The organism is Streptomyces sp. ISL-10 (assembly GCF_018614575.1).
In the GTDB taxonomy this organism is placed as follows: Bacteria; Actinomycetota; Actinomycetes; order Streptomycetales; family Streptomycetaceae; genus Streptomyces.
In genome coordinates, this window is the sequence record NZ_JAGGOJ010000007.1 from 244,016 (window position 1) to 269,082 (window position 25,067).

The window sequence follows — 25,067 nt, forward strand, 5'->3', positions numbered from 1 at the left end:
CTCGGCCTGCATCCAATGAAGGTCCACGGCAGCCGGTCCGGCTGCGGCGGACGGATCTTCGAGGAGTGACACATGGCGGCCACGAGGAAGTCCCTGGCCACGGCGATCGCGTGCGTGAGTGCGATCGCCGTTCTGGCGGGCTGTTCCCAGGACGGCGACACCAAGGCCAAGTCCAAGGGCCTGGCGGGCGAGGGGCGGGTGCCCGCCGCGGCGACGAGCGGTGCGACGGGTGATCCGTTCAAGGGGCTGAGTGCCGATCAGATCGCCGAGAAGGCGGTCGCGGCGACGAAGGCGGCTTCGTCGCTGCGCATGGAGGGGGAGATCGAGAGCGACGGCGAACCGGTCTCGGTCGACCTCGCGATGGACGACAAGGAGAACTGCACCGGCCGTCTGGGCGTCGAAGGGGGCCGCGCCGATCTCCGCAGGCGCGGCGAGGTCCTGTACATGAAGGGCGACGAGACGTTCTGGCGGGCCTCGATCAACCGCCGGGCCACGGCCTCACCGGACGGCGGCAACAACGACACGGTGATCGAGCTGATGAAGGACCGCTGGATCAAGATGCCGGCTCGTGCCGTCGAGGACATGCGGGGCGTGTGCGACCTGGACGAGATGCTCGCCGAGCTGGACGAGAACAAGGCGAACCGCACGGGCATGACCCGCGGCAAGGACACGGAGATCGACGGCGTACGCGCGGCGACCCTGGTGAAGAAGAAGGGCCGGGAGACGACGACCGTCTACGTGGCGAAGGAGCGCAAGCCGTACCTGCTGAAGGTCGTGAAGGCGGGCGGCGACAAACCGGGCACGCTCGAGCTCTCGGACTACGACAGGCCGGTGGTGGTCAAGGCACCGCCCGCGGACGAGGTCCTCGACCTGGAGAAGCTGGGCGGGGACGCGCAGTCCGGCGCGGGCGTGGACACCGAGCCGGCGGGACCGGGCGCGGCGAGCGCCGCATCGGGGCCGGGCGCGGGCCCGGGTGCCGATTCCGGTTCCGGTACGGCGGAGTCCGGGCCCGGTACAGAAAGCGACGGTTCGACCGGCGCGGACGGAGACGCCACGACGGGCGCGGACGGCACCTCGGCCGACGGCAACGACATCGGCGCCGGCAGTGACACCGGGTCCGGTGCCGACACCGGCTCCGGCAGTGACACCGGGTCCGGTGCCGACACCGGCTCCGGCAGTGACACCGGGTCCGGTGCCGGTGCGGGTGCCGACGAGGAAGACGGTGCCGGCACGTCCTGACCCCCCTGCCGCCCGCCGCCCGCATCGCACATCGGCGCATGGGGACCACCGCTGTCGGTGGTCCCCGTTAGCCTCTTTGAGGTGACCGCACGCATCACCGACCCCGAGCAGCTCAAGGAGCTCCTCGGCATCCCCTTCACCCCGGAGCAGACGGCCTGCATCACCGCGCCGCCGGCCCCGCAGGTCATCGTGGCCGGAGCAGGCTCGGGGAAGACGACGGTCATGGCGGCGCGGGTGGTGTGGCTGGTGGGTACCGGCCAGGTCGCGCCCGAGCAGGTCCTCGGTCTCACGTTCACCAACAAGGCGGCGGGCGAGCTCGCGGAGCGTGTCAGGACCGCGCTCGTACGGGCGGGCGTGACGGACCCGGACGTCATCGACCCGGACCACCCCCCGGGCGAGCCCCGCATCTCGACGTACCACGCCTTCGCCGGACAGCTGCTGACCGACCACGGCCTGCGCATAGGGCTGGAACCGTCGGCGCGTCTCCTCGCGGACGCCACGCGCTACCAGCTCGCCGCGCGGGTGCTGCGCGAGGCCCCGGGGCCGTATCCGGCGCTCACCCGGTCCTTTCCCTCGCTCGTCAGCGACGTCCTCACGCTCGACGCCGAGCTAGCCGAGCATCTGGTGCGCCCCGAGCGGCTGGCGGCGTACGACTCCGAGCTGCTGCGCACCCTGGAGACCGCGCGGCTGACCAACGCCGACCTCCGCAAGGTCCCCGAGGCAGCCGCGGCCCGCCGGGAGCTGCTCGACCTCACCGTCCGCTACCGAGCGGCCAAGCGGGAGCGCGATCTGCTCGACTTCGGCGACCAGATCGCGCTCTCCGCCGAGCTGGCGCTCACCCGACCGGAGGTCGGCACGATCCTGCGGGACGAGTTCCGTGTCGTCCTGCTCGACGAGTACCAGGACACCTCGGTGGCGCAGCGGCTGCTGCTGTCCGGTCTGTTCGGGCAGGGCACGGGGCATGCCGTCACCGCGGTCGGCGACCCCTGCCAGGCGATCTACGGCTGGCGTGGGGCGTCCGTGGCGAATCTGGACGACTTCCCGCTGCACTTCCCCTTTGCCGACGGCAGCCCCGCCGCCCGTTTCTCGCTCAGCGAGAACCGCCGCAGCGGCGGCCGGCTGCTGCACCTGGCCAACGGCCTCGCGGCCCCGCTGCGCGCGATGCACGCGGGCGTGGAGGCGCTGCGGCCGGCGCCCGGCGCCGAGCGGGACGGCGTCGTCCGCTGCGCCCTGCTGCCCACACACGCCGAGGAGATCGCATGGCTCGCCGACTCGATCGCCCATCTGGTGCGCACCGGCAAGGAGCCCGGCGAGATCGCGGTCCTGTGCCGTACCGCAGGCGACTTCCCGGAGATCCAGGCGGCGCTCGTCACCCGTGACGTCCCCGTCGAGGTCGTCGGCCTGTCCGGTCTGCTGCACCTGCCGGAGGTCGCCGATCTGGTCGCCGTCTGCGAGGTCCTCCAGGACCCGGGCGCGAACGCCTCGCTCGTACGCCTCCTGACCGGGCCGCGGTGGCGGATCGGGCCGCGTGACCTGGCGCTGCTCGGCCGCCGGGCGCGGCTGCTGGTGCACCGGGGCGGAGCCGATGACGACCCCGACCAGCGGCTCGCCGCGGCCGTCGAGGGCACCGACCCGGCCGAGGTCGTCTCGCTCGCCGACGCGCTGGACACCTTCCTGGAGCCGGGCGGCGCCGAGGACGACGGTCTGCCGTTCTCCGCCGACGCGAGGGTGCGCTTCGCCCGCCTCGCTGCGGAGCTGCGCGATCTGCGGCGGTCACTGGCCGACCCACTGATGGACGTCCTGCACCGGGTGCTGTCCGCCACCGGCCTCGACGTCGAGCTGTCCGCCTCACCGCACGCCCTCGCGGCCCGCCGCCGCGAGACCCTTGCCAACTTCATGGACGTCGCGGCCGGATTCGCAGCGCTGGACGGGCAGGCGACGCTGCTGGCGTTCCTCGGCTTCCTGCGGACCGCCGCGCAGTACGAAAAAGGCCTGGACAACGCCCTCCCCGGTGGTGAGAACACCGTCAAGGTGCTGACCGCGCACAAGTCCAAGGGCCTCGAATGGGATGTCGTCGCCGTGCCGGGCCTCGTCGCCAAGCACTTCCCGAACGACCAGGCGCGCGAGGCGTGGACCTCGCAGGCCAAAGTGCTCCCGCATGCGCTGCGGGGTGACGCGGAGACGCTCCCGGACGTGGAGTCGTGGGACGCGCGGGGCCTGAAGGTGTTCAAGGAGTCGATGAAGGAGCACCAGCACACGGAGGAGCTGCGCCTGGGATACGTGACCTTCACGCGGCCCCGTTCCCTTCTCCTCGGCTCGGCGCACTGGTGGGGCCCCAGCCAGAAGCGCCGCCGGGGTCCTTCGGCGTTCCTCCAGGCGCTGTACGACCACTGCGCGCAGGGCCACGGCGAGATCGAGGTGTGGGCGGAGGAGCCGGCGGAGGACGCGGAGAACCCCGCGCTGCGGACGGCGGGCGACGCCGATCTCGCCTGGCCACTGCCCCTGGACCCGGCGTCCCTGTCCCGCCGCCGCGAGGCGGCGGAGAGGGTCCTGACCCACCTGTCGTCCCTGACGACGACCCGGTCCCCGGGCACGGTGGCCGGCTCCGGTGTCCCGGGTGGTCCGGGCACGGCGGCCGATTCCGGTGCCCCGGCCGACCCGGATGTGCCGGGTGGTCCGGAAGCCGCGGATCCGGCTGCCGTGCCGGGCGGTCCGGAAGCGGCGGGTGTGCCCGGCGGTCGGGACGTCGCAGAGGTCCCTGACGACTGGGACTGGCCGGAGGAGCCCCCGTCGGACGGATCGGACGGATCGGACGAGTGGGACGAGGAGGAGCCACCTCCCTTCGACCACGAGGACGTCCCGCCGCTCGTTTCCGAAGAGAAGCCGCCGCCCTTCGACGACGCGGACGTCACGCCGCTCGTCCCCCGTCAGGTGGGCCCGCCCGCCGACGTCGAGCCATGGCGGACCGGCCTGCCGCCGGGCCCGGCGACCGGACCGACCCCCGAGGACGCCCGCACCATCGCCTCATGGGACCGCGACCTCGACGCCCTCACCGGCGAGCTACGCCGCACCCGTGCCGCGACCCGCGACGTCCTGCTGCCGCGGTCCCTGTCGGCCTCCCAGCTCCTGCGGCTCGCGGCGGACCCCGACGGCTTCGCCCACGACCTCGCCCGGCCCATGCCGCGGCCGCCGCAGCCCGCAGCCCGTCGCGGCACCCGGTTCCACGCCTGGGTGGAGTCGCGGTTCGAGGAGCTGCCGCTGCCCATGCTGGACCCGGACGATCTCCCCGGAGCACCGGACGACCTGCCCGGAGCCGCGGGCACCCCCGGTTCCCCCGGTTCCCCCGGTGCCGACGCGCACGACATCACCGACGAGCAGGATCTCGCCGCCCTCAAGGACGCGTTCGACCGCACCGCGTACGCCCGCCGCACCCCCTACCGCGTCGAGGCGTCGTTCCAGATCACGCTCGCCGGCCGCGTCGTCCGGGGCCGTATCGACGCTGTGTACCGGACCGGCGAGCACACCTACGAGATCGTCGACTGGAAGACCGCCCGCGACGGCACCGCCGACCCCCTCCAGCTCGCCGTCTACCGCCTCGCGTGGGCAGAGCAGCAGGGCGTCCCGCTGGAGGCCGTCTCCGCCGCGTTCGTCTTCGTCCGCAGCGGAGAGGTCGTCAGGCCGGACGCTCTCCCCGGCCGCGAGGGGCTGGAGCGCATCCTGCTGGGTGGGACGGTCGACGAGTCGCGGTCGGCCGCCCGTTAGGCTCAGGAGCATGAGCGCCATCCCGGACAATGCCGTCCGTACGTACATCGAGCAGCATCGCACCGCCTTCGTCGACGACCTCGCCGAGTGGCTGCGCATCCCGTCCGTGTCGGCGCAGCCCGAGCACGACGACGACGTACGGCGCAGTGCCGAGTGGCTCGCGGCCAAGCTCGCGGAGACCGGCTTCCCCGTCACCGAGATCTGGCCGACGCCGGGCGCCCCCGCGGTGTTCGCCGAGTGGCCGTCGAGCGATCCGGACGCACCCACCGTGCTGGTCTACGGCCATCACGACGTGCAGCCCGCCGCCCGCGAGGACGGCTGGCACACGGAGCCGTTCGAGCCGGTGATCGAGGACGGCCGCCTGTACGCGCGGGGCGCTGCCGATGACAAGGGCCAGGTGTTCTTCCACACCCTCGGCGTACGCGCACACCTCGCCGCCACCGGCCGCACCGCCCCCGCCGTCAACCTCAAGCTGCTCGTCGAGGGCGAGGAGGAATCGGGGTCGCCGCACTTCCGCGCCCTCGTTCAGCAGCACGCGGACCGCCTCGCGGCCGACGCCGTGATCGTCTCCGACACCGGCATGTGGTCCGAGACGACCCCGACGGTCTGCACCGGCATGCGCGGCCTCGCCGACTGCGAGATCACCCTGTACGGCCCCGACCAGGACATCCACTCCGGTTCGTTCGGCGGCGCCGTTCCCAACCCGGCCACGGTCGCCGCGCGTATCGTCGCCGCGCTGCACGACGAGGACGAACGGGTCACCGTTCCAGGGTTCTACGACGGCATCGCGCCGCTGAGCGACGCCGAGCGCGAGCTGTTCGCCGAGCTGCCCTTCGACGAGGAGACCTGGCTGCGCACCGCCAGATCCCACGGCACGCTCGGTGAGGCCGGGTACACCACGCTGGAACGCATCTGGGCCCGCCCGACCGCCGAGGTCAACGGCATCGGCGGCGGCTACCAAGGCGCCGGCGGCAAGACGATCGTGCCGTCGTCGGCCATGGTGAAGCTGTCGTTCCGGCTGGTCGCCGGGCAGGAACCGGACAAGATCGAGCGGGCCGTCGCCGACTGGGTCGCCGACCGGGTCCCGGCGGGCATCCGCCACGAGATCGTCTTCGGGGCCGCCACCCGCCCGTGTCTGACGCCGCTGGACCACCCGGCCCTGCAGGCGCTCGTACGGGCCATGAGCCGCGCCTTCGACGGTGAGGAGATCCGCTTCACCCGCGAGGGAGGCTCCGGCCCCGCCGCCGATCTCCAGGACGTGCTCGACGCCCCCGTCCTGTTCCTCGGCATCTCCGTACCGTCCGACGGCTGGCACGCACCAGATGAGAAGGTCGAGCTCGACCTGCTCTTCAAGGGCGTGGCAGCGTCCGCCCACCTGTGGGGCGACCTGGCCGAAGCACTTCGCTGAACCGACACCGATCACCCCGGGGGAGTGGGAAGAACACCGTGAGCACCGACAGCTACGCCACCGCAGACCGCCCCATCGGCCTGACCGCGCCCATCGGCCTGACCGCTCCGAGCGGCATCGACCGTGAGGCGCACAACCGCCTCGACGAGGCATGGCTCGCGGCGGCGTGGAGCCACCCCACCACCCGGGTCTTCGTCGTCTCCGGCGGTCAGGCACTCATCGACGACACCCCCGACGGCCGCACCGAGCTGGTGATGACCCCAGCCTTCGAGGCGCCCCTCACCGAGACCCATCGCTACTTCCTCGGCACGGACGAGGACGGTGTGCGCTACTTCGCCCTTCAGAAGGACTCGCTGCCCGGCCGCATGGACCAGTCGGCACGGCCCGCGGGACTGCGGGAGGCGGGTCTGCTGCTGGGGCCGCGGGACGCGGGACTGCTGGTCCACGCGGTCGCCCTGGAGAACTGGCAGCGCCTGCACCGCTTCTGCTCGCGCTGCGGCGAACGCACGGTCATCGCGGCGGCCGGGCACATCCGCCGCTGCCAGGCGTGCGGCGCGGAGCACTACCCGCGGACCGACCCGGCGGTGATCATGCTGGTCACGGACGAGGAGGACCGCGCGCTGCTCGGCCGCCAGGTGCACTGGCCCGAGGGCCGCTTCTCGACGCTCGCGGGCTTCGTGGAGCCGGGTGAGTCGATCGAGCAGTCGGTGCGGCGCGAGGTGCGCGAAGAGGTGGGCGTCACCGTCGGTGACGTGCAGTACGTCGCCAGCCAGCCCTGGCCGTTCCCCTCCAGCCTGATGCTCGGCTTCACGGCACAGGCGACGTCGTCGGAGATCACCGTCGACGGCGAGGAGATCCACGAGGCCCGCTGGTTCTCCCGGGAGGACCTGCGGGCCGCGTTCGAGTCCGGGGAGGTGCTGCCTCCCTTCGGCATCTCGATCGCGGCCCGCCTGATCGAGCTCTGGTACGGCAAGCCGCTGCCGAAGCCCGGTGATGTCATCTGAACCTCCGCCACGGCCGGCGAGAGACCCACTCGCTGCCCGCCGGATGCCCCGCTGCCGCCGGCGCTCCGCCGAAGCGGTAGGCCCTGCCGTCGACAGAGGCCCCTGTGCCGCCGGAGGCCCGGCGTGAGACGGTGCTAGGCGCCGATCTTCTGCTTGACCTGGGCCAGCGAGGGGTTGGTCAGCGTGGAACCGTCCGGGAAGAGGACGGTCGGCACGGTCCTGGGTTTTGCCTCCGGTCTGACCTGCGGGTTCAGGGACGGAACATCGTCCCTGACCTGCGTGTTCTAGCTCTCGACAGAGTGGCCAGATGACGGAGGCGTAGGAACCTCGGGTTGCCCACCTGTTCGCAGGGGGTTCCCCATGTCGGCAACGGCTACAGCGACGCGTCGCGCACTCGGAGTGATCAGGCTCTCTGTCGGCGGACTCAACCAGACCGGTGAAGACACGCAGCGTCGGAGGATCACTAACCGCTGCATCGCAGATGAAGTGAACCTGTTGGATGAGTGGGCAGTCGATATCGACGTATCGGCCTCTTACTCCCCGTGGGCCCGGCCGGAACTCGGTAAGTGGCTGAACGACCGAATCAACGAATTCGACGTTCTGTATGTCTACAAGCTGGACCGTATCGTTCGGTCGGTCCGTGACTTGTCGAACCTTCTCGATTGGTGCGAGAAGCACGGGAAGACCCTCGTATCGGTAGAGGAAGGGTTCGACCTGGGTACGTCCTGGGGTCGGACTATCGCCAAGATTCTGGCCGTTCTGGCAGAGGCGGAACTAGAGGTTATGAAGGAACGTGCTCGGGCTTCCCGTGACACGTCGAAAGCCAAGGGTCGTTGGCCCGGCGGACTGGTTCCGTTCGGTCGTATCTCTGTTCCGGTCGAGAACGGGGATGGATACACCCTCGAACTCTGCCCCAAGTACGGCCCGTGGCTTCTCCGCATGATTGAGAAGTTCCTAGAAGTGAAGAACTTCGCGGCTGTCGCTCGGTGGCTGAACGACAACAAGGTACCGACCGCACAAGACATTGCCCGTATCCGCGCTGCTAAGGCCAGCAGCACAAATACGCGGCTCTCCGGCAAGAAGGCAAAGCCGCGCGGTAAGCAGTGGGCGGCTACCTCGGTTCAGAACATCCTGACTAGCCGGAGCCTTATTGGGGAGTACGTTCGGGCAGACGGCTCCGTAGAGCGAAACGCGGACGGTACTCCTATCCTGCGTTCCGTCCCGGTACTGAGCCCCGAGAAGTTCGAGGAACTTCAGGCAGTCATCCGGACCGTGAAATACACCAAGGGGACGGGTAGCACTTCCCCGCTTCTCGGGGTGCTGTACTGCATCTGCGGAAAGCCGTTGTACTACACCAAGGAAAACGGCAACAAGGTTGCTCGGTTCAAGTGCGTCGGGAACAACTCGCAGAACATCCCCGCTTGCCCCGGACAGTCGTTCCCGGCAAGTGAGATCCTGCAAGAACTCCGGTCGGTCTTCCTCGCTGAACTCCACAGTCTGCCGATTCTCGAAAAGCGGGTATCGACGGATGACACAGCACTCGTCAAGATGGCAGTACTCGAAAGCCAGCTTCAGCAATACATGGACGAACTGAAGGCGGGCCGACTCGATGCAACCGAATTCGCCCGGCTCACTGCCGAAACGGCACAGGAACGCCAGAAGGTTGCGGAAACCCCTTCGGGCGGTAGTCGCGTCGAATGGGTCGACACCGGTAAGACCTACGGCAAGTGGTGGGATGCCGTCGACACCCCGGAACGGCGAGAGAAGCTGGTCACCTGGGGAGTCAAGGCAGTGCGCGGCGGGGACGGCATGACCCTGGACACCAGCGCGTTGAAAGAAGGGATGCTGTACAGCGTCCAGCGAGCCAAGAACGTGAAGCTCTCGAACGACTACCGGACCGAGCTGGTAGGTACCGCCCCCAGGGACTAGCCACACGGACGCAGGAAGCCCCGTACCGGGTTGGTACGGGGCTTCCGTCGTATCGGGCCCTGAACGGCCCTCAGAGCCGCTTACAGGGGCGTGACGTCCGAACCCTTCACCAGGTTCAGGAACGCGCCCCATGCCTCCGGCTGGAAGCTCAGGGCCGGACCCTCGGGGTTCTTGCTGTCTCGTACCGGCACGATGCCAGGAACCTTGGCCGACTCGACACAGTTGTTATCGCCGCTCGAATAGCTGGACTTGAACCAGTCGTAACCGGCGGCGGAAGCGTTGTGGATAGGCGACATGGTTAGTCCGTTCCCTTGATGTGCTCTTTGATGATGGATAGCGACTGTTCGACCGGCAGAGCTTCAGAGTTCAGCCGTCGGAACAGTGCCGTATAGAACTCGACCTGCTTCGGGTCCTCGTAGTACACGATAGACATCAGGTCATCCCGGTACACAATGTCCGTCTCCACTGGTTCCGGGAAGGCCAGGATTCCGAACGGCCCGTATAGAGCGACGTTGATAGCCGCACTGGACGGGAGTACCTGAATCTGAATGTTGGTCTCCCTGGCAAGGGATACGAGCGATTCGAGCTGATCCCGCATCACATCCTTGCCCAGGTCTGCCTTTAGGGCTGCTTCCGTTATAACGGCCCATAGGCGCAGGGGAGTTGAACGGGCGAACGTTTGCCGACGCTGACCCCGAACCTTTACCTGTGCGGCTACGTCCTCGTCCGACTTGGCGGGGTTCTGCGTCCGAACCACAGCTTCGGTATAGGCCGGAGTCTGAAGTAGCCCCGGAATCAGGGCAGTTTCGACGACATACAAGTCTGACGCGTCCCATTCCAGGGCGATCAAATCGCTGTACTCGGAGTTCAACGAACCCTCGTATTGCGACCACCAACCCCGCTCGCGTCCGTTGCGGGCAAGGTCCTGAAACCGTGCGCGTCGGGTCTGGTCGGTCACGCCGTAGAAGTCGAGAAGTGCGCGCAAGTCAAGAGAGCGGATGCCGGATTGTGCAGCCTCGATACGGCTGATCTTTGATTCGGCACAGTCAAGCTCTGCGGCTGCTTGGGCAATCGTCTTGCCAGCAGCCCCGCGAGCCTCCCTCAGCATCCGGCCGAGTCGCCGTTGCCGAACGGTTGGGTTCCTGTTCACGGGCACTGTCGTGCGCCTCCTGGTCGTCGTCTCGGTTCAGTCTCGCTGCTGGCCTCACCCCTGGGCAACCACGTTGAGTAACCCCCAAAGTGGGGACTTGCACCGTGGGGTGCCGAGGGCCCATCGTAGGGATTGTTCCGGAACGCAGAGAGGGGCTTGACAGATCGTCAAGTGGCAGTAGCGGCAAGCGGGATCAGAGAGGTGATCATGGAGGATTTCCGAACGGATCGAACGCGGTACCCCACTCGCAGTGCCTACGTGAAGCCCGCACGTGATCGTGTCCAGCGGGTCGCCAGAGAGTGGGGCTTGACAGAGGCCCTGGTCTCTGATCTCACCTTGCTCGCCTCCGAGCTGGTCACGAACGCGATCACGCACGGACGCGTGCAGGGTCGTGAAATCGGCGTGACCCTCACGCAAACCCCCGACCGCGTCCGAATTGAAGTTCGGGACGCAGGGGACGGACTCCCCAAGGAACAGAACCCGACCGCTGAAGATCTCAATGGGCGGGGTCTAATCCTCGTCGGCATTCTCGCCGACGAGTGGGGGGTAATCACTCAGGTAGTCGGCAAAACCGTATTCGCCGAGATCTACCTAAAGCAGGAAACCCCGGTTGGCTGCAACGGGGTTAGCCATGCCTGAGCCCACGGCGGAACCTGAGTCCGCAAACCCCTTCAAGGGAACGACCTACGAGGCTTCCCCTGAAGGCTGGTGGACCGAACACGGCGGGGCACTGGATACCGCATCCGGAGTGGTATTCATCCCGCAGGGTTCCGAGGTTCCGCCGTGTTCCTTCCCCTGCACAATCTGCAAGAGGAAGGGAAGGCAATAGCGATGATTCCCCGACCCACAGAACCGGGGCCGCTATCGGCGGAGTGCGCGGTAGGACAACACCGGGACTACCGAGAACTCCACAAGAAATGTCGCCAAACAGAAGACGTACCCCTTATCCACGGGGGCGGCATTCTCTTAGTACGTCGGTGCGGGTGCACCTGTCACCGGTACAACTCACGCAGTACCACCAGGCAGCCGGAGAGAACTACCGGCTGAGTCCAAACAGGGCCGTCTGACCCCCGATACGGGTCCGTAGGGTGACCACAGTCGCGTCAGGGTCACGCAATGAGCCTGAGAGCCCCTGCGGGGGCCCAGACCGAGGGCCGCAACCTGGGTAGTAGGTTGCGGCCCTCTTGCGTCCCCAGGGGGCCGTACAGAGCCTCTGGGGGCCGGACATGACGAGAGCCCCGACCCTGGGGAGGATCGGGGCTCTCAGAGCCGTACAGGGGCTCTCAGTCGGCAGTCATGCCGGACAGCCATTCGGCAGGGTCCATGCCCTGAATCCGGGGCTCTCCGTCCACCCAGTCAAGATCTTCAGCGGTCAGGGTCAGACCGGCCTCGGTCACCTTCGCAATGATCTTGTCGAGCTGGTCACGCTGGCCCTGGGGGTACAGCATCCGGACCGAGTAGGCACCCGTCCGAATGTCGAGCGTTTCAGTGATGTTCCGGGTTCGCCGTTCCTGCCCGTGCTGTCGGCAGGCCGACGCGAATACCTCACCCTCCGGCGCGTAGTCGGGTGCGTCGACCTCATAGACGTACGTGCGTCCCTCGTTGCCCTTAGCGGTTACCTGCCACATGATCGTTTACCCCTCCGGTGTTCCTTGCTTGGATTCTGCCGGATGAACGTCCGGCATAGTGCCCCCGGCCCGACTTGAACGGGCCGTAGTCTCTCCGCTGTTCCCCTACGGGGTCATCACTTCTAGCGGGGGCCGGTATAGGGCCGCTTACGCGACTGAGAGGGAAGTCAGGTACTCCGGGTATCCGTATCCGGCCGCGTGAGAGGCACACAGACCCTGGATACCCCGGACGTTCTTAACCGTGTGGGTAACCGGGTCGGTGTCCCCGTACTGGCAAACAGTTGCCAGATATGCCGGAGCAATACGGACCGGAGCGATAGCGATAGCCGGACCGGATACCGGGGCCGGAATACCGGCCAGGATTCGAGCCGCAAGCGAGTGGTAGCAACGGATACCGCGCAATCCCGCCGGACAGTTGCACTGGCCGGATACGGCGGTCAGGTAGAAAGCCGTTCCGTCGCTCGATACCGACCGGAACACCTTTGCCGAGATCTGGACGATAGCCCCGTCAGAGATCAGTTCCTCTGCGCTGGCTACCTGAGATGCGGAGTACTCCGCCTCTGTGAGCGCGATACGCACCTTACGGGCGCATTCCTTGCCCATACCCCGCCGGATGCTCTGAGCGGACCGGAGAGCCCTACCGCACTTAGTGCAACGGGGCTTTTCGGTAACCGGCTCCGGCCGAACGTGCGTGATGTGCTCATTCTGCCAATCGGTACGGCCGGATACCTCGGTCACGTATCCGGGGTACTGCGCTTCCTGCCGTGCGTGCGTCCGGCAGAGGGAAGTACCTCGGTTCTGCCACTGGTTCCGGAAGTCGCAACGGCTCACGACTACTCGATTGGCCGGACGGGAACAGTTACGGATCTTGCAGATACGAACCAGGGAAACCGACATGATCTTTCCTTTCCGAGTGACGTCCGGCTGATCAGCCTCAGTGCGTGCCCGGTACCGGCGGGATACCGGGCACACAAGCGGAGATCAGAGAACGTCGTCGGCGGAGGTAGCTACGTCGCCGTTGTTGGCCCGGCGGTATGCCGAGTCACAGTCAGAGCAGTACAGATTCACGAACCTGCGGTGTCCGGGGTCGGTGCTCTGGAAGATCGGACGCGCGTACCGGTAACCGGTACCTCCGCAGTACGTAGAGACGATCCGGATACCGCCGTTCTCGAACCGCTCACTCAGCACGGTGTGCGCGGTACGTCGGGCCCCTGCGTGGAACTGGTCTGCCGGAAGCTGTGTCATGATCCCCAACCCCTTCTCTGTACCGAGGTTCGTATCACTCGGTATCGGAACGTTGGGGTGACAGTACTGCCGGATACTCGGGTACGCAAGTATTCAATACTCGGCCGATACTCGGTATCGATACTTCAGGGCTCTGACCTGCACAAACGTCACGAGGCCCACCCCGAACGGGTGAGCCTCCGTGATCTTGAGCGTCCGCCTACCGGCAGCCTGCCGGTACCTAGGCGTGATCCGGCGCGACGAACGTACCGAGCTGGCAAGGCTGGTATTCGTCCTCGCTCATGTCCTGCCCGAACAGAACTGTGATGCTGTACCCGTCGGCTGCCTTCTCGTCGATGAAAACGATAATGCCGGTATCCGTAATACCGCCGTCGCGGTACCAAACCAACTGGCCTACCTCGTACCTCATGGCCTACTCCGATACTTGCTGGTTCGGACCTCTTGGGTATCGATACTTGCTACTCGATACGGGATAGTCAAGCGGGATACTCAGGGAATCTACTGCGGAGACACGTAACAAGTATCGATACCCCGTACCGCAGGTCAACGGCTACGGTCGGTTTGGAACCGAGGCAATAGAATCTTGAGTGTGTGGTTCTCCGGAAATACCCGGACGGGGCTTTGAGTGACCTCGGTCCCGTTCGCTACCCGGCAGGCTCCGGTACGTCTCTCCGGCCGCTGTACGCCCTCAACAGCGGTGAATCAGGGGCTCACTCCCACTGGTTCCGTACCGTCGCCTGCCGGGGCTCTGAGAGCCCTCTGAAGGCTTGTCGGCAAGGCTGCCGACAACGGCCGGAGACAGGTTCCGGATCAGGCTTGTTGATCTTGCCTGTAGGGAATCGCCGGCTCGGGGCTAAGGCGCAGGTCAGATGGGGTGCAGTCCGAGGAATGGTGATCGTCCTCGGTGGCTGGCTCCGGACTCCGGTTGCTGGCCCTGGTCGTCGTCCTGGTGGCGGTCGGCAAGGGTCTGACAGGGGCCGTACTGCGGGAAATAACCCCCGGTAAATAACCCCTGGGTTTCTTCCCTGGGAAATAACCCCGGAAGAAACCCATCGTCGCAGGTCAGAGGGGTTATTTCCCTGGGAAGAAACCTCCGGGCCGTCAAGCGGCCGGGAAAAAACTATAAGCGCAGGTCAGAGGGGTTATTTCCCCCGGCAGAAACTAGTTATTTCCCCCGATGGGGGGTGTAGGTATACACCCCTCGGGAAAAAACCTCTTCTCTATCTGATACGGCGTCCTCGACAGAGGGACTGTGCCGGGTAGCCGGAGGTATTCAAAGCTCTGGTAGGTATACGCGTTGTCTCCACCAATCCCGGTGTGAGCCGGGGGTTACCGTGCTTCGACCTACCGGCTCCGCGTACCTGGTTCGAATCCAGGCAGAGCACTACAGCTCCGAGCAGTAACCCATAACGAATGGCACCGGGCGGGTGCAGCGGTAGCCGGAGCTGACTACTTCCGGGGTTGACACCCCGATACGGGAATAGGCGCAGGTCGAGTAAGGCGCGAGGGATTGAACGGGTTCAAAACCCGTCCATGATCATTTGCGGATTGACAATAGTCTCGCGTATAGAAGTTGTTGCGTGTATTCCCCCGCTATCTATACCTAACGTCACGTCAGATCTACCCCGAGTATCGATAGGAGGGGAATAGAGAATGCCTGGAAAGAAGGGCAAGCGGGTTAATCCTCGCGCACACGGTAACGACACCGTATTGCTTCAGCGTCGACTAAAGGCTTTCGAGTTACGCAAGCAGGGGCGGTCTCTCCGCTCTATCGCTAAGGAACTCGGCGTTTCCTATACGACCGTATCCAACGACATTCAGAAGTGTCTGGATGAGTACTTGATTCCGGCGGTCGATTCATACCGACGTCAGATGCTGGCCGAGGTAGACGACCAGCTAGTGAGGCTATACGGCTACATGGAAACCCCGCAGTACATCACGTCACCTAGGGGTGACATTGTGCGCGGGCCGGACGGTAACCCCCTATTGGATAGGGAGTACTACCTGAAGATTGAGGACCGTATCTCTCGTCAGTTGGAGATTCGAGCCAAGCTACTCGGTGCCTATGCTCCAAGCCAGACAGAACTAACGGTTCATCAGGTGGATAGTACCGATCTCGCTATTGCAGATCTGATTGCCCAGCAGAAGGCACGTACCGCCCTGGAAAGGGAGCGGTTCAAGGCAGGCGAGAACGGCTCTGCATAACCATGCACGAGGGGCCCGGAGGCAAGAAACAGAACCGTGCGAACGGTTTGGACTCTGGCCCCTCGGGACCCCCTGAAGAGATCTATTCAGAGCCACATAACCGCAGGTCAGAGGCCATGTCGCTAAGTGAGGAGAGCGGGTGCCGACCATGATCAACAAGCAGAGTGGACCACGAACAGAGAGTGACGACCGTACGCACACAGTGACGATCACGTGGGGTGAGTATGCCGCCCTCTTGGAGGCAAAGGCGCAGGTCGACCGCGTAAAGGCCGCCCTGTCTGAGCCGGTACAGGTAGTCGCTCCGGTACTGCCGGACGCTGCGGATTACTTCCTAGACAATCACCCGGACCTTATCGACTACTCGGGACTATCAGCCGCACAAGCGGCGTTGATATATCCAGAACTGTTCGAGTACGAGTTACCCGAGAGGGATTGTTAGGGATATGGCTATCAAGTGCGCGGTACTGAGTGAGTACCCCGGATACGTGATCAGTGCTGACGGACGTATCCAGGGACGCCGGGGCAAGTGGCTATCCGCTACACCTGGAAACAAGCGCGGTCACCTACAGGTAACGCTATCCCTCGGTACTCGGAAGGTGCAGGCAGCGGTACACCGGCTAGTCGCTCTCGCATTCCTGGGTGATCCGCCTACTTCTAAGCACGAGGTACGGCACCTGAACGGTGACCCTACGGATAACCGGGCGGAGAACTTGGCTTGGGGAACCAGGGCCGAGAATGCAGCCGACTCGGTAAGGCATGGCACACACTACGGGGCTAGCCGTACTCATTGCCTACGTGACCACGAATACACAGAGGCCAACACATACCGCGTACCCAATAGCAACAAGCGGCAGTGTCGGAAGTGCCAGAGGATCAGGGCAGGCGGTATCGCGTGATGGATATCTGGACAGAGCCGGATACCGGCGACGATGAACCAGGCTGGCTAGATCTGCAAAGGCTTGCCGACCCTGATTCAGTCGAGCGGCTCGAACTCTGGTTACAGGTAAGGGAGTTAGGCAATGCCGAGTAGGCGACACCCCGGATACTCCGGCACGAATGTACCGGCCGGAGATCTGTCAGCCATGATGAATCCGTATCCCTGCCAGAGTTGCCGTATCCCGTTCAGGACGCTTAAAGGGCTGGCTACCCACCCTTGCGATCCCTACGGCAGGAACCCTGAACCCAAGCAAGTGCAGGTATCCATACCCGAGGACGTACAGGCGAGTATCCGGCAGGAATACGCGACCGGAGACATAAGCCAGAAAGCATTGGGCGAGAAGTACGAGCTATCTCGCGCGACTATCAGCCGGATTATCAAGGGCGGGCAGTAGACCTCAGCACCACCACGAATGCAGAACAGAAGGGGCCCAGCCCCGAATAGGGGAGGACCCGAATGTTTGAAGCGTTAGAGATTCTGGGATACACGGCCGGATCTATTACCAGTCTCGGTGTGATCGGTATGGGTATCCGTTGGCTGTACCGATTCGGACAGCGTGTAGAGCAGATGCACGACAACCTGACCGAGTTCCCGGAGTTCAAGGCTCACGTTATGCACGAGCTTTCACCCAATAGCGGGGGCTCGATGAAGGATCAGGTAACCGACCTGAGGCGAATGGTGGCCGAACACATCAAAGACCCTGACGCTCATATCGAGCGGGGACGTGACTAACGATGTGGGGCAACCCTTTCTATCTCCAGGGCATCGCCGTTGACGAATCCGGCGGCATGGTTCAGCTCGGATACGAGTTCCGGGAATGCCAGCTATGCGGAATGCCTGTCAGCGACGACATGCAGCCCGTACACGAGCGCTATCACGCGTGCCAGGACTTACCACCTGTCGAGTAATCCGCCGCAGTAAGCGGCACAGTTGCCCCAGTAGGGGAGGAGGAGTGGAGAAGTGACCGACGTATTCGGAAACGATCCGGAGTATGAGTTAGACCCGGTTGTAGCCAAGCTCATTGACGGAATCGACGCGCGACTACTCGACAGCAGTGAAGGCCGTAAGGCTCTCTGCGAGTTCGACCCGCTTCTGTTTGCTCTTATCTACCTCCCCAACTCCATCAAGGACACATCCGGCCGTACCTCGTTCGCGGAATGCCATCTTGATTGGGCCGACATCGCGAAGGAATGGACGTACCCGGTTACCCGTACTGCGGAGAACCGTCACGCATTCCTGGCTCCCCGAGGTACCGGCAAAAGCACGTGGTGGTTTTTGATCCTGCCTATGTGGTGGGCCGCGTACGGCTACACCAAGTTCATTGCTGCCTTTGCCAGCAAGGCAGAGCAGGCACAGACCCACCTGGACAACTTCAAGCGGGCTCTACAGAACCCCGCGAACAAGGCTCTCCGCCAGGACTTCCCCGAGCTGGCCGCCCAGCAGAGCCGTGAAGGGCTCTACGTGGCCCGTAGCGGCTTCACCTTCACCGCTCAGGGCATGGACACCCAGGTACTCGGTCTGAAGGCTGGAGACGACCGCCCAGACACGTTGCTCCTGGACGACATCGAGCCCGGAGAGTCGAGCTACAGCGACTACCAGATGAAGCAGCGGCTTACGACCCTGCTTGACGACGTGTTCGAGCTGAACACAGAGGCCCGTGTGTGCCTCTCCGGCACGGTCACTATGCCGGGGTCCATCACTCACCAGCTCATCAAGCACAACAACCTGATCCGGCAGGCAGAAGCCCAGGGCATCCCCGCCGACCAGGCCGACGTGCCGACAGAGCTTCAGTGGGTCGGCCTAGAGCGAATCCAGGTACATCACGCGTTGCCGATCTTGGCGAACGAGGACGGTACGGAACGTAGCTTCTGGCAGTCGAACCCAAAGTTCGACCTGGAATGGATGCTGACGCGTCGCCATACCCGGAGCTTCAAAAAGAACTACCTGAACGACCCTATGGCGGTCGATTCCGAGTACTGGACTCCCGAGCTGTTCCGGTACGGCTCTCCGCCGTGCACAAAGACGATTCTGTCTATCGATGGAGCGGTCACCACTAACCGCCGTTCGGACTACACCGGAATGGCAGTAGTCGGCTATTCCCGGCCGGTCGCCGGCTCGGACCTGGGCTTTTGTGTCGTGAAGAACTCAGTAGCCGTAAAGCTGAAGGGTGCTGAACTCCGTCAGAAGGTGCTGGACCTACTCCAGATGCACCCCGAGATTTCCGGGGTCCTGGTCGAGTCGAACCAGGGCGGAGACCTCTGGACCGAGGTACTTCACAACCTGCCCGTACCAATCAAGACGGTGCACAACTCGGAGAAGAAGGAGACCCGCGCAGAACGGGTTCTGAACTTCTACCAGTTGCCTCCGGGCCACGTATTCCACGTGGGGAAGATTCCGGCCCTGGAAGAGCAGATGTGCGCTTTTCCCGGCGGACCGAATGACGACATGGTCGATGCCGTCGTGAATGCCGTTCTGACGTTCATGCGTCCAGCCCGTAAGCGTAAGTCCGGCGCTCGAAAGAGGAACCCGCGCTAGCGGTATCCGACTTCACGGACCTCAGTACCGAGCAACCAGTAAAGGACTCGGCATGGCAGTAAGCCAACCCACCCCAGTTATCGGAAGTATTCCAGAGGAGAACGGTTATGCCGGGTACCCCAGATCTTTTACGGGCTTACGCAGCCCTGACAGCGGCTAGGCCCGCATACGCGCGAGCAGAAGCCTTCTACAAGAACACCGTTGATGAGTTCCACGCGAGCCCGAAGGCCAAGCGGCTTTTAGCGAAGGCCGGGCTAAACGACCTGGACGGTTTCAACTTCAGCCGGGTACCTGTCGACGCGGTAGCCAACCAGCTCTATATCAACGCTCTCACGACCGGCGACGACTTCGCCGATTCTGTGATTGAGGATGTCTGGGACGAGAACGAGCTAGGGCTAGAGGCTCCGATTCTCCATCGGAATGTCTGCAAGTACGGCGATGCCTACGTAATGGTCTGGCCTGCTACCGACGAGGACGGAGAAGTCTCCGGCCTGGACCTGATTAACGAGGACCCGCTAACCGTTCGCGTCTTCTACAACCAGGTCAACCAGCGTAGGAAGTCCTATGCCATCAAGTCATGGACCGAGGGCGACGGCTCCGACGCAATCACTTACGCGTTCCTCTACTACCCGGACCGTGTAGAACGCTGGTTCCACGTGGGGCGTGTTCCCAAGTCGGCTAAGGGCAATGACAAGTGGGAGCCGTACAGCGCGGACGGACAGGATTCCGTATTACCGAACCCTCTGGGTTTCGTCCCGTTCTATCACTTCCGCACTGACCGGCCTTACGGCGAGCCCGAGCACATCAATGCCTATGGTCCTCAGCTCACCATTAACAAGCTGGTAGCCAGTCACGTAGCGACTATCGATTACCAGAGTTTCCCGCAGCGCTATTCGCTGGCCGAGCCGGGTACCTTCGGGCCCAACTATCAGCAGGGAGAAATCGACCCGTTCTCTCCGGACGATGCCGATTCCGACCCTGAGTCTCTGGATACTGCGAGCCAGTTAGAAGCCGATCCAGGAACCGTCTGGGCATTCGAGAACACCAAGGCAGTAGGTCAGTTCGAGGCCGCTAATGCCGATGTCTTCCTGAAGCCATTCGACCGGTACCTGAAGGCTATGGCTCAGGCAACCGGTACCCCGTTCCACTTCTTCGAGAGCACGGGTAATGCCACTAGCGGCGAATCCCGAGTACGAGCTAACGAATTGTTCTACGACAAGGTCCAGGCCCGTCAGGACTCCATCGGATTCACCTGGGGCCAGCTCTGGACCGATGCTCTCGAATTCCTCGGGTTGGACGTCGAGCGCGTGGACGTCGTATGGCGTCCTATCGGCTCTGTAGCCAATGAATCCGGCCTAGATGCACTGAAGCTGAAGCGCGAACTCGGTGTACCGAATGACGTGCTTCTCGTAGAGGCCGGATACCCCAGGGCCGAGGTCGAGAAGTGGCTAGGTATGGCCGACGACGATTCCGGCCGGGATACCGCAGTCAACCCATCTATTCCGGAAACCGGCTCCAGTACTGGGCCGGAAACCGTTTGAACTCCCGACCGGCCCGATAGGGCCGGTATCGGGCCATCCATAAATCACAGTAAGTGAGAAGGGGTGCCAGTATGGCTACCGACAACACCGTATCTACTACGGATGGTTTAGAAGAGGACACCTACAATGAGGGTGCGGACGAAACTACCTCGGAAAACGCGAATGAATGGGTACCGCCCACTCGTGAAGAGTACGAGGCACTGAAGGCCGAGAAGAACCGCGTAGTCAAGGAATCCGAGAAGCGTAAGCACATGCTTCGGGACAACGGAATCGATATGGCTACCGGTAAGGCGGTCGGCAAGGGCGAGTCCACCAATGACGATGGAGACAAGGTCTCCAGGGCTGATCTCGACACAGCCATTAACCAGGCGAAGTCTCGTGAACGTCGCCTAGCTGTCGAGGTACTGGCGACATTAGACACCGCCGGTTGGAACGGTAAGAACCTCGGTCGAATCCTTAACAAGTTCCTCGATCTCGATGCAGTAGGTATCGACGACGACGGAGAGATTACGGGTCTTGCTGAGCAGGTTGAAGAACTCAAGCGGGATGTTCCCGAGTTCTTCAAGCGAAGCCGAAATATTCCTTCGGCCGACGCAGTAGGCGGCGGGCACAAGGAGACTCCACCGAACCCGAATAGGGGTTGGCGTGACGAGTTCCGCGACCTCTATAACGCGGGGCGAATCTAAGAGTTTGGGCACATGCCCGTCTGTAATCACACCCATTACTTCAGTCAGAAGGGCTGATACCTCATGGCTACTATGCCTGCAACCGAATGGCGTCCGATCGAGTGGGACACTGTCGCACTCCAGCGCGCTATTCAGCAGTCCGCTATCGAAACGCTCGGTAGTGGTCGCCCAATGGCTTCTAACGAGAAGCGTGTACCTCGTTCTGGTGGTATGTCTGCCAAGATTGGTAAGACTTACACTGCCGACGAGACCGACAACGATACCGTGGTTCTGGAGTCTCGTAAGTTCAACGGTCTCGGCTTCTTCGACGAGGACGATTTAAGCGACATCGAGACCACTCTTGACGCTATTGCCGTTAAGCAGAAGGACTGGGCTACCACCTACGCGGTGAAGTTCGATAACTCTTGCATCGGTGTTACTGCTGCCAAGAGCAGCACTGACGCCGACGAGCGCCCGTTCACCTCTGTCTACAAGGCTGTTCGTACCAACGGAACTGCCGATACCCCAGAGTCCGGATACTCCGCTGACGCTAACTACATCAACTGGAACGGTGCCGCTTCCGCTGCTTACGACAAGCTGTCTGAGGCTCTGCGTGTAGTCGAGGTCGGCGCGTACTTCAACGAGCCAGATGCCCTGATCATCGCTGACCCTGCATTCCGTGCGGTTCTCCGTGGTGTAAAGGACAACAACGGTACCCCCGTATTCGTACAGGGACAGGGCGGAGACTCCGGCCAGCCGGATTCTCTGTTTGGTATCGAGATTGTTTGGTCTCGTGGTGCACGTACTGCCAACAAGGCCAGTGACAAGCCGGAGGGTAACCCTCTGCTCGTCTTCTGTGGTGACCGTAACCAGCTTCTCCGTGGTGACCGTCTCAACCCTGAGTTCCGTTACGCACCTTCTGAGGTACACGGAACTACCGACGAGGCCGCTATCAAGTTCCGTGCCCGTAAGGCTTTCGCCGTCGGCCACGTAAACGCCTTCGCCGTTCTGGAGAAGACCGCGTAATCAACTGATAGCTGAACTCCTTACCCAGGGGTGGTCTCCCTTGTTCTCAAGGACTCCTCACTAGCCACCCCTGGGTAAGCCACAGCCAAGAAAGGTGGCCGGTATGTCCTGGGCATCTCCAGCAGAAACCCTTACTTGGACTGGGGCCACCGTAACTCAGGCCGAGTTAGAAATGGCTCAGTCCATCATCGAGCTATTCGCCGGTACGACCGAGCTTGCATCGGATGCCGGACGGATCTCTACCAAGAATCTCCGCCTTCTCAAGAAGGCTGTTGCCTATCAGGCAGTGTTCATGCAGGAACACCCGGACCTCTTCACCTCTATGGATATGACCGAGATGGCTGAAGGTAGCGGTAGCGGTATGCAGATCTCGCTAACTGCGTACGGGCTGTATCTCGCACCCCTGGCCAAGATGTGCATTAGTCAGCTCTCCTGGAAGGCAGTACGCAGTATCCGCGTACGTCCTCGCGACGGAGAAGCCCGTAGGCGTATCGAAGCTCAGTCACGTGACCGAGACGACTACGAGGGTTGCGGTAACTGGGAGGCGCTCTAATGAACGTCCTACCCACAACCCGAATCACCGTGTATCGCGGTACCAGTACTGACGACTGGGGCGACGAAACCGATAACTACTCGGTACATGCCTCCGGAGTACCGGCCAATATCCGTATCAAGACGGTGAAGGCTAGTACCGAGTCCTCTACTCTGCCGCAGCAAATGACTACAGCGGTATGTCGAGTTCGCTCGAACCGCGACTTCAACTCTAATGACATCGTCCTAGACGAGAAGACCGGAGATAGCTGGCAGGTTGTCAGCGTCGAGAAGCCCCAGCATCCCGGTAAGCGGCTCGATATCAGGCTCAATCTCCTACGGGTGGAATGAGTCATAGTCCATATACTCAATACTGACGTTACTGGTCGATCAGGAATACGTCTCCCGTAAACGGAGCCCTGAGACCTTCACACCAATCTCGTACAGAGCTGGGGTACCTCGTTATGCGTGTCCGTATGGAACCAGGATGGGAGAAGCACGTAGACCGTGCTGCCCACGAGTTCCTATCGGACTTGGCCCATGACGTTCTCCGCAATATGCGAGAGACGTGCCCGGTCGATACAGGTTCCCTGCTTGCGGATTTGGATTGTGAGGTCTCGGGGCTTCACGCACGTATTGGGGCTCGCAGCGTCGAACACGCCATCTTCGTAGAAGAGGGAACCGCACCCCACGTAATCGAGCCGGACGAGAAAGACGCCCTGTATTGGGCGGGGGCGGCTCACCCTGTGAAGCGAGTACATCACCCAGGTACCGCAGCAACCCATTTCATGCGTGAAGCGCTATACCGCGAGAGGAGGAACTAAGTATGGGTATCCAGTATGCGAACTCTGAGATTGTGGCCCGTGCTTGGCTTCTCGGTCTCCCCGGTATCCCTGCGGGCAAGGTGAATACGACCCTTCCCCAGGACAAGTCTTCTTGGTCTGAAACCGGGTTCGTGCAGATCGCCGTGACCGGCGGAAGCCCGACCACAGAGAACAGCCTGCGTCGGCCAGTCATCACGGCTACGTGTTGGGCAGTGAACCCGGCCAGCAAGAACAGTCCGGCCCCCAACATGCAGCCGGGCAAGGCCCCATGGGGCAAGGCCAACGACCTTGCAGAAGCCATCGTGAGGGGCTGTGAGGCCGAGAACGGCCGTGGGGTCACCCTGTCGCCTGCGGCGGCCCCTGGTGCCCAGGTGCTACAGGCATGGGTGCTCAGCGAGCCCCGCCGGAGCCCCGTCCAGGACGGTAACCCCGTAGCGCGGTACGTGGTCGACTTCCAGATTGCATGGGTGGAACTCACATGAAGTACTGCCTAGTTGGCCGAGTATCCGGCGAGATTCTTACCTATCAGGGATACGCACTCGTTCACGACAACAAGTCTGAGCTTGAGTATCTGTTCCCGAACGAGCGGATTATTCCGCTACCTCGCTACTACGGCGAGGATCTGACGATGGATATCCGCAATCACCCGGATATGACGAACGTTAAGTTCCCTCTGGCCGACAACTGGGGCCAGTTCCGCCGCTAATCGGCGCTCTATCTACTTCGGGGCCCTGCACTCCGTATGCCCTCTGCAATGCAGGAATCACACAAGTACTAGCCCCTATCTGGGCTATACGTATTAGAAGGGACGATAGCAAATGCCTGCTACCGTTGCGAATCTCGTACAGGGTCCAGCGACCGTGTACATCGGTACCTTCGACGGTACTACTGCTCGTGAGCCTGCTAACGCTGCCGTAAACGCCACTCCGGCCGCCTCTGCCTGGACTGACATTGGTGGAACTACCGATGGTGTCGAGTTAAGCATCAACCAGGAGTACAAGGAACTGGAAGTAGACCAGGTTGTAGATATCCCTGGTCGTCGTCTGGTCAAGCGCGATATGAGCGTTAAGACCAACCTTGCAGAGCCAACCCTTCAGAACCTGCTTTACGCCCTCAACGACGTAAACGGCGGTTCTCTGGGTGCCTCTGGTGCCGGGTTCTCTGGTTACTACGAGCCTGCCTTTACCGACTCTGCTACCCAGCCTACTTACCGTGCGCTTCTGCTTCACGGTTGGGCTCCGGGTTCTGGTTCCAACAACCAGAGCAAGCGTCGCATGGTTCACCTGCGCAAGGTGCTTTCTAGCGACAACGTCGAGTTCGCTTACAAGAAGGAAGACCAGACCGTCTTCTCTGTAACTTGGAGCGTTCACTACGTATCTAGCTCTATCGCACCTTTCAAGGTGGTCGACGAAGCCTAATCAGGCTTCGTAACCAATAC

The 25,067-nt window shown here is 63.0% G+C and carries 24 protein-coding genes and 1 pseudogene; 18 read left to right on the forward strand and 7 right to left on the reverse strand.

The genetic code is table 11. From position 1 onward, the window contains the following. Nucleotides 1-72 precede the first annotated feature (72 nt). The 4 genes from J7E88_RS07775 to nudC all read left to right on the forward strand — a co-directional run bounded on the left by J7E88_RS07775 (nt 73) and on the right by nudC (nt 7,413). A complete protein-coding gene (locus tag J7E88_RS07775) occupies nt 73-1,239 on the forward strand; it encodes a hypothetical protein (RefSeq protein ID WP_215178650.1) in 1,167 nt (388 codons plus the stop codon). 81 nt (nt 1,240-1,320) lie between these two features. After that, on the forward strand, nt 1,321-5,001 hold the full coding sequence (locus J7E88_RS07780; RefSeq protein WP_215178651.1) for an ATP-dependent DNA helicase: 3,681 nt from the start codon (nt 1,321-1,323) through the stop codon (nt 4,999-5,001). Between the two features lie 10 nt (nt 5,002-5,011). Further along, nucleotides 5,012-6,409 carry a dipeptidase gene (locus J7E88_RS07785; protein ID WP_215178652.1) on the forward strand — a complete coding sequence of 466 codons (1,398 nt, stop codon included), beginning with the start codon at nt 5,012-5,014 and terminating at the stop codon, nt 6,407-6,409. A 38-nt stretch (nt 6,410-6,447) separates the two neighbouring features. Then, a complete protein-coding gene (nudC, locus tag J7E88_RS07790) occupies nt 6,448-7,413 on the forward strand; it encodes an NAD(+) diphosphatase (protein WP_215178653.1) in 966 nt (321 codons plus the stop codon). A 134-nt stretch (nt 7,414-7,547) separates the two neighbouring features. Here the strand turns inward: nudC and J7E88_RS07795 are convergent. Next, a pseudogene (locus J7E88_RS07795) lies at nt 7,548-7,634 on the reverse strand (NrdH-redoxin); the annotation flags it as partial. A gap of 139 nt (nt 7,635-7,773) precedes the next feature. Between J7E88_RS07795 and J7E88_RS07800 the strand changes: the two are divergent. Beyond that, the gene (locus J7E88_RS07800) at nt 7,774-9,342 is read left to right on the forward strand and encodes a recombinase family protein (protein ID WP_215178654.1); all 1,569 of its coding nucleotides are present in this window, start codon (nt 7,774-7,776) and stop codon (nt 9,340-9,342) included. Nucleotides 9,343-9,422: 80 nt separating this feature from the next. Here the strand turns inward: J7E88_RS07800 and J7E88_RS07805 are convergent, their stop codons facing one another. Together J7E88_RS07805 and J7E88_RS07810 are read right to left on the reverse strand one after the other, a co-directional pair. Beyond that, nucleotides 9,423-9,638: a DUF397 domain-containing protein gene (locus tag J7E88_RS07805; RefSeq protein ID WP_215178655.1), complete on the reverse strand. Its 216-nt coding sequence runs from the start codon at nt 9,636-9,638 to the stop codon at nt 9,423-9,425. 2 nt (nt 9,639-9,640) lie between these two features. Continuing rightward, a complete protein-coding gene (locus J7E88_RS07810; RefSeq protein ID WP_308307405.1) occupies nt 9,641-10,492 on the reverse strand; it encodes a helix-turn-helix transcriptional regulator in 852 nt (283 codons plus the stop codon). Nucleotides 10,493-10,699: 207 nt separating this feature from the next. Between J7E88_RS07810 and J7E88_RS07815 the strand changes: the two genes are divergently transcribed. Beyond that, nucleotides 10,700-11,131, forward strand: a complete 432-nt coding sequence (locus J7E88_RS07815; protein WP_215178991.1) for an ATP-binding protein — start codon at nt 10,700-10,702, stop codon at nt 11,129-11,131. A 644-nt stretch (nt 11,132-11,775) separates the two neighbouring features. Here the strand turns inward: J7E88_RS07815 and J7E88_RS07820 are convergent. From J7E88_RS07820 to J7E88_RS07830, 4 genes are all read right to left on the reverse strand, one after another. After that, nucleotides 11,776-12,120, reverse strand: a complete 345-nt coding sequence (locus J7E88_RS07820) for a hypothetical protein (protein ID WP_215178660.1) — start codon at nt 12,118-12,120, stop codon at nt 11,776-11,778. Between the two features lie 147 nt (nt 12,121-12,267). After that, complete coding sequence (locus J7E88_RS37345) at nt 12,268-13,017, reverse strand: DUF6011 domain-containing protein (RefSeq protein ID WP_374196249.1); 750 nt, start codon at nt 13,015-13,017, stop codon at nt 12,268-12,270. Between the two features lie 84 nt (nt 13,018-13,101). Next, nucleotides 13,102-13,365, reverse strand: coding sequence for a hypothetical protein (locus J7E88_RS07825; protein ID WP_215178662.1), 264 nt, complete (start codon nt 13,363-13,365; stop codon nt 13,102-13,104). 220 nt (nt 13,366-13,585) lie between these two features. Next, nucleotides 13,586-13,774: a hypothetical protein gene (locus J7E88_RS07830; protein WP_215178664.1), complete on the reverse strand. Its 189-nt coding sequence runs from the start codon at nt 13,772-13,774 to the stop codon at nt 13,586-13,588. 1,244 nt (nt 13,775-15,018) lie between these two features. On the opposite strand from J7E88_RS07830, the gene J7E88_RS07835 reads away from it, so the two are divergent. From J7E88_RS07835 to J7E88_RS07890, 12 genes are all read left to right on the forward strand, one after another. Beyond that, the gene (locus J7E88_RS07835; RefSeq protein ID WP_215178666.1) at nt 15,019-15,570 is read left to right on the forward strand and encodes a helix-turn-helix domain-containing protein; all 552 of its coding nucleotides are present in this window, start codon (nt 15,019-15,021) and stop codon (nt 15,568-15,570) included. 148 nt (nt 15,571-15,718) lie between these two features. Continuing rightward, on the forward strand, nt 15,719-16,009 hold the full coding sequence (locus J7E88_RS07840) for a hypothetical protein (RefSeq protein WP_215178668.1): 291 nt from the start codon (nt 15,719-15,721) through the stop codon (nt 16,007-16,009). Between the two features lie 4 nt (nt 16,010-16,013). Continuing rightward, nucleotides 16,014-16,466: an HNH endonuclease signature motif containing protein gene (locus tag J7E88_RS37350; protein ID WP_215178670.1), complete on the forward strand. Its 453-nt coding sequence runs from the start codon at nt 16,014-16,016 to the stop codon at nt 16,464-16,466. A gap of 497 nt (nt 16,467-16,963) precedes the next feature. Continuing rightward, complete coding sequence (locus J7E88_RS07850; protein ID WP_215178672.1) at nt 16,964-17,239, forward strand: hypothetical protein; 276 nt, start codon at nt 16,964-16,966, stop codon at nt 17,237-17,239. Between the two features lie 228 nt (nt 17,240-17,467). After that, nucleotides 17,468-19,042 (forward strand): hypothetical protein, encoded by a 1,575-nt coding sequence (locus J7E88_RS07855; RefSeq protein WP_215178674.1) that lies wholly within the window; start codon nt 17,468-17,470, stop codon nt 19,040-19,042. A gap of 107 nt (nt 19,043-19,149) precedes the next feature. Next, nucleotides 19,150-20,583 carry a phage portal protein gene (locus J7E88_RS07860; protein WP_215178675.1) on the forward strand — a complete coding sequence of 478 codons (1,434 nt, stop codon included), beginning with the start codon at nt 19,150-19,152 and terminating at the stop codon, nt 20,581-20,583. A 71-nt stretch (nt 20,584-20,654) separates the two neighbouring features. Next, nucleotides 20,655-21,269 carry a hypothetical protein gene (locus tag J7E88_RS07865; RefSeq protein WP_215178677.1) on the forward strand — a complete coding sequence of 205 codons (615 nt, stop codon included), beginning with the start codon at nt 20,655-20,657 and terminating at the stop codon, nt 21,267-21,269. A 72-nt stretch (nt 21,270-21,341) separates the two neighbouring features. Beyond that, nucleotides 21,342-22,274: a phage major capsid protein gene (locus J7E88_RS07870; RefSeq protein WP_215178678.1), complete on the forward strand. Its 933-nt coding sequence runs from the start codon at nt 21,342-21,344 to the stop codon at nt 22,272-22,274. Nucleotides 22,275-22,377: 103 nt separating this feature from the next. Next, nucleotides 22,378-22,827, forward strand: coding sequence for a hypothetical protein (locus J7E88_RS07875; RefSeq protein ID WP_215178679.1), 450 nt, complete (start codon nt 22,378-22,380; stop codon nt 22,825-22,827). 804 nt (nt 22,828-23,631) lie between these two features. Next, the gene (locus J7E88_RS07880; RefSeq protein ID WP_215178680.1) at nt 23,632-24,111 is read left to right on the forward strand and encodes a hypothetical protein; all 480 of its coding nucleotides are present in this window, start codon (nt 23,632-23,634) and stop codon (nt 24,109-24,111) included. Further along, on the forward strand, nt 24,108-24,335 hold the full coding sequence (locus tag J7E88_RS07885) for a hypothetical protein (RefSeq protein WP_215178681.1): 228 nt from the start codon (nt 24,108-24,110) through the stop codon (nt 24,333-24,335). Before J7E88_RS07880 ends, J7E88_RS07885 begins: the two co-directional genes overlap by 4 nt. A gap of 154 nt (nt 24,336-24,489) precedes the next feature. Further along, nucleotides 24,490-25,047, forward strand: coding sequence for a hypothetical protein (locus J7E88_RS07890; RefSeq protein ID WP_308307407.1), 558 nt, complete (start codon nt 24,490-24,492; stop codon nt 25,045-25,047). Nucleotides 25,048-25,067: the final 20 nt, after the last annotated feature.

Coding starts and splice junctions, on each gene's coding strand:
- J7E88_RS07820 (WP_215178660.1), bottom strand. CDS start 12,120: ATGTGGCAGGTAACCGCTAAGGGCAACGAGGGACGCACGTACGTCTAT.
- J7E88_RS07825 (WP_215178662.1), bottom strand. CDS start 13,365: ATGACACAGCTTCCGGCAGACCAGTTCCACGCAGGGGCCCGACGTACC.
- J7E88_RS07835 (WP_215178666.1), top strand. CDS start 15,019: ATGCCTGGAAAGAAGGGCAAGCGGGTTAATCCTCGCGCACACGGTAAC.
- J7E88_RS07830 (WP_215178664.1), bottom strand. CDS start 13,774: ATGAGGTACGAGGTAGGCCAGTTGGTTTGGTACCGCGACGGCGGTATT.
- J7E88_RS07880 (WP_215178680.1), top strand. CDS start 23,632: ATGGGTATCCAGTATGCGAACTCTGAGATTGTGGCCCGTGCTTGGCTT.
- J7E88_RS07885 (WP_215178681.1), top strand. CDS start 24,108: ATGAAGTACTGCCTAGTTGGCCGAGTATCCGGCGAGATTCTTACCTAT.
- J7E88_RS07800 (WP_215178654.1), top strand. CDS start 7,774: ATGTCGGCAACGGCTACAGCGACGCGTCGCGCACTCGGAGTGATCAGG.
- J7E88_RS07815 (WP_215178991.1), top strand. CDS start 10,700: ATGGAGGATTTCCGAACGGATCGAACGCGGTACCCCACTCGCAGTGCC.
- J7E88_RS07840 (WP_215178668.1), top strand. CDS start 15,719: ATGATCAACAAGCAGAGTGGACCACGAACAGAGAGTGACGACCGTACG.
- J7E88_RS07865 (WP_215178677.1), top strand. CDS start 20,655: ATGGCTACCGACAACACCGTATCTACTACGGATGGTTTAGAAGAGGAC.
- J7E88_RS07875 (WP_215178679.1), top strand. CDS start 22,378: ATGTCCTGGGCATCTCCAGCAGAAACCCTTACTTGGACTGGGGCCACC.
- J7E88_RS07785 (WP_215178652.1), top strand. CDS start 5,012: ATGAGCGCCATCCCGGACAATGCCGTCCGTACGTACATCGAGCAGCAT.
- J7E88_RS07805 (WP_215178655.1), bottom strand. CDS start 9,638: ATGTCGCCTATCCACAACGCTTCCGCCGCCGGTTACGACTGGTTCAAG.
- J7E88_RS37345 (WP_374196249.1), bottom strand. CDS start 13,017: ATGTCGGTTTCCCTGGTTCGTATCTGCAAGATCCGTAACTGTTCCCGT.
- J7E88_RS07870 (WP_215178678.1), top strand. CDS start 21,342: ATGCCTGCAACCGAATGGCGTCCGATCGAGTGGGACACTGTCGCACTC.
- J7E88_RS07775 (WP_215178650.1), top strand. CDS start 73: ATGGCGGCCACGAGGAAGTCCCTGGCCACGGCGATCGCGTGCGTGAGT.
- J7E88_RS07860 (WP_215178675.1), top strand. CDS start 19,150: ATGCCGGGTACCCCAGATCTTTTACGGGCTTACGCAGCCCTGACAGCG.
- J7E88_RS37350 (WP_215178670.1), top strand. CDS start 16,014: ATGGCTATCAAGTGCGCGGTACTGAGTGAGTACCCCGGATACGTGATC.
- J7E88_RS07850 (WP_215178672.1), top strand. CDS start 16,964: ATGTTTGAAGCGTTAGAGATTCTGGGATACACGGCCGGATCTATTACC.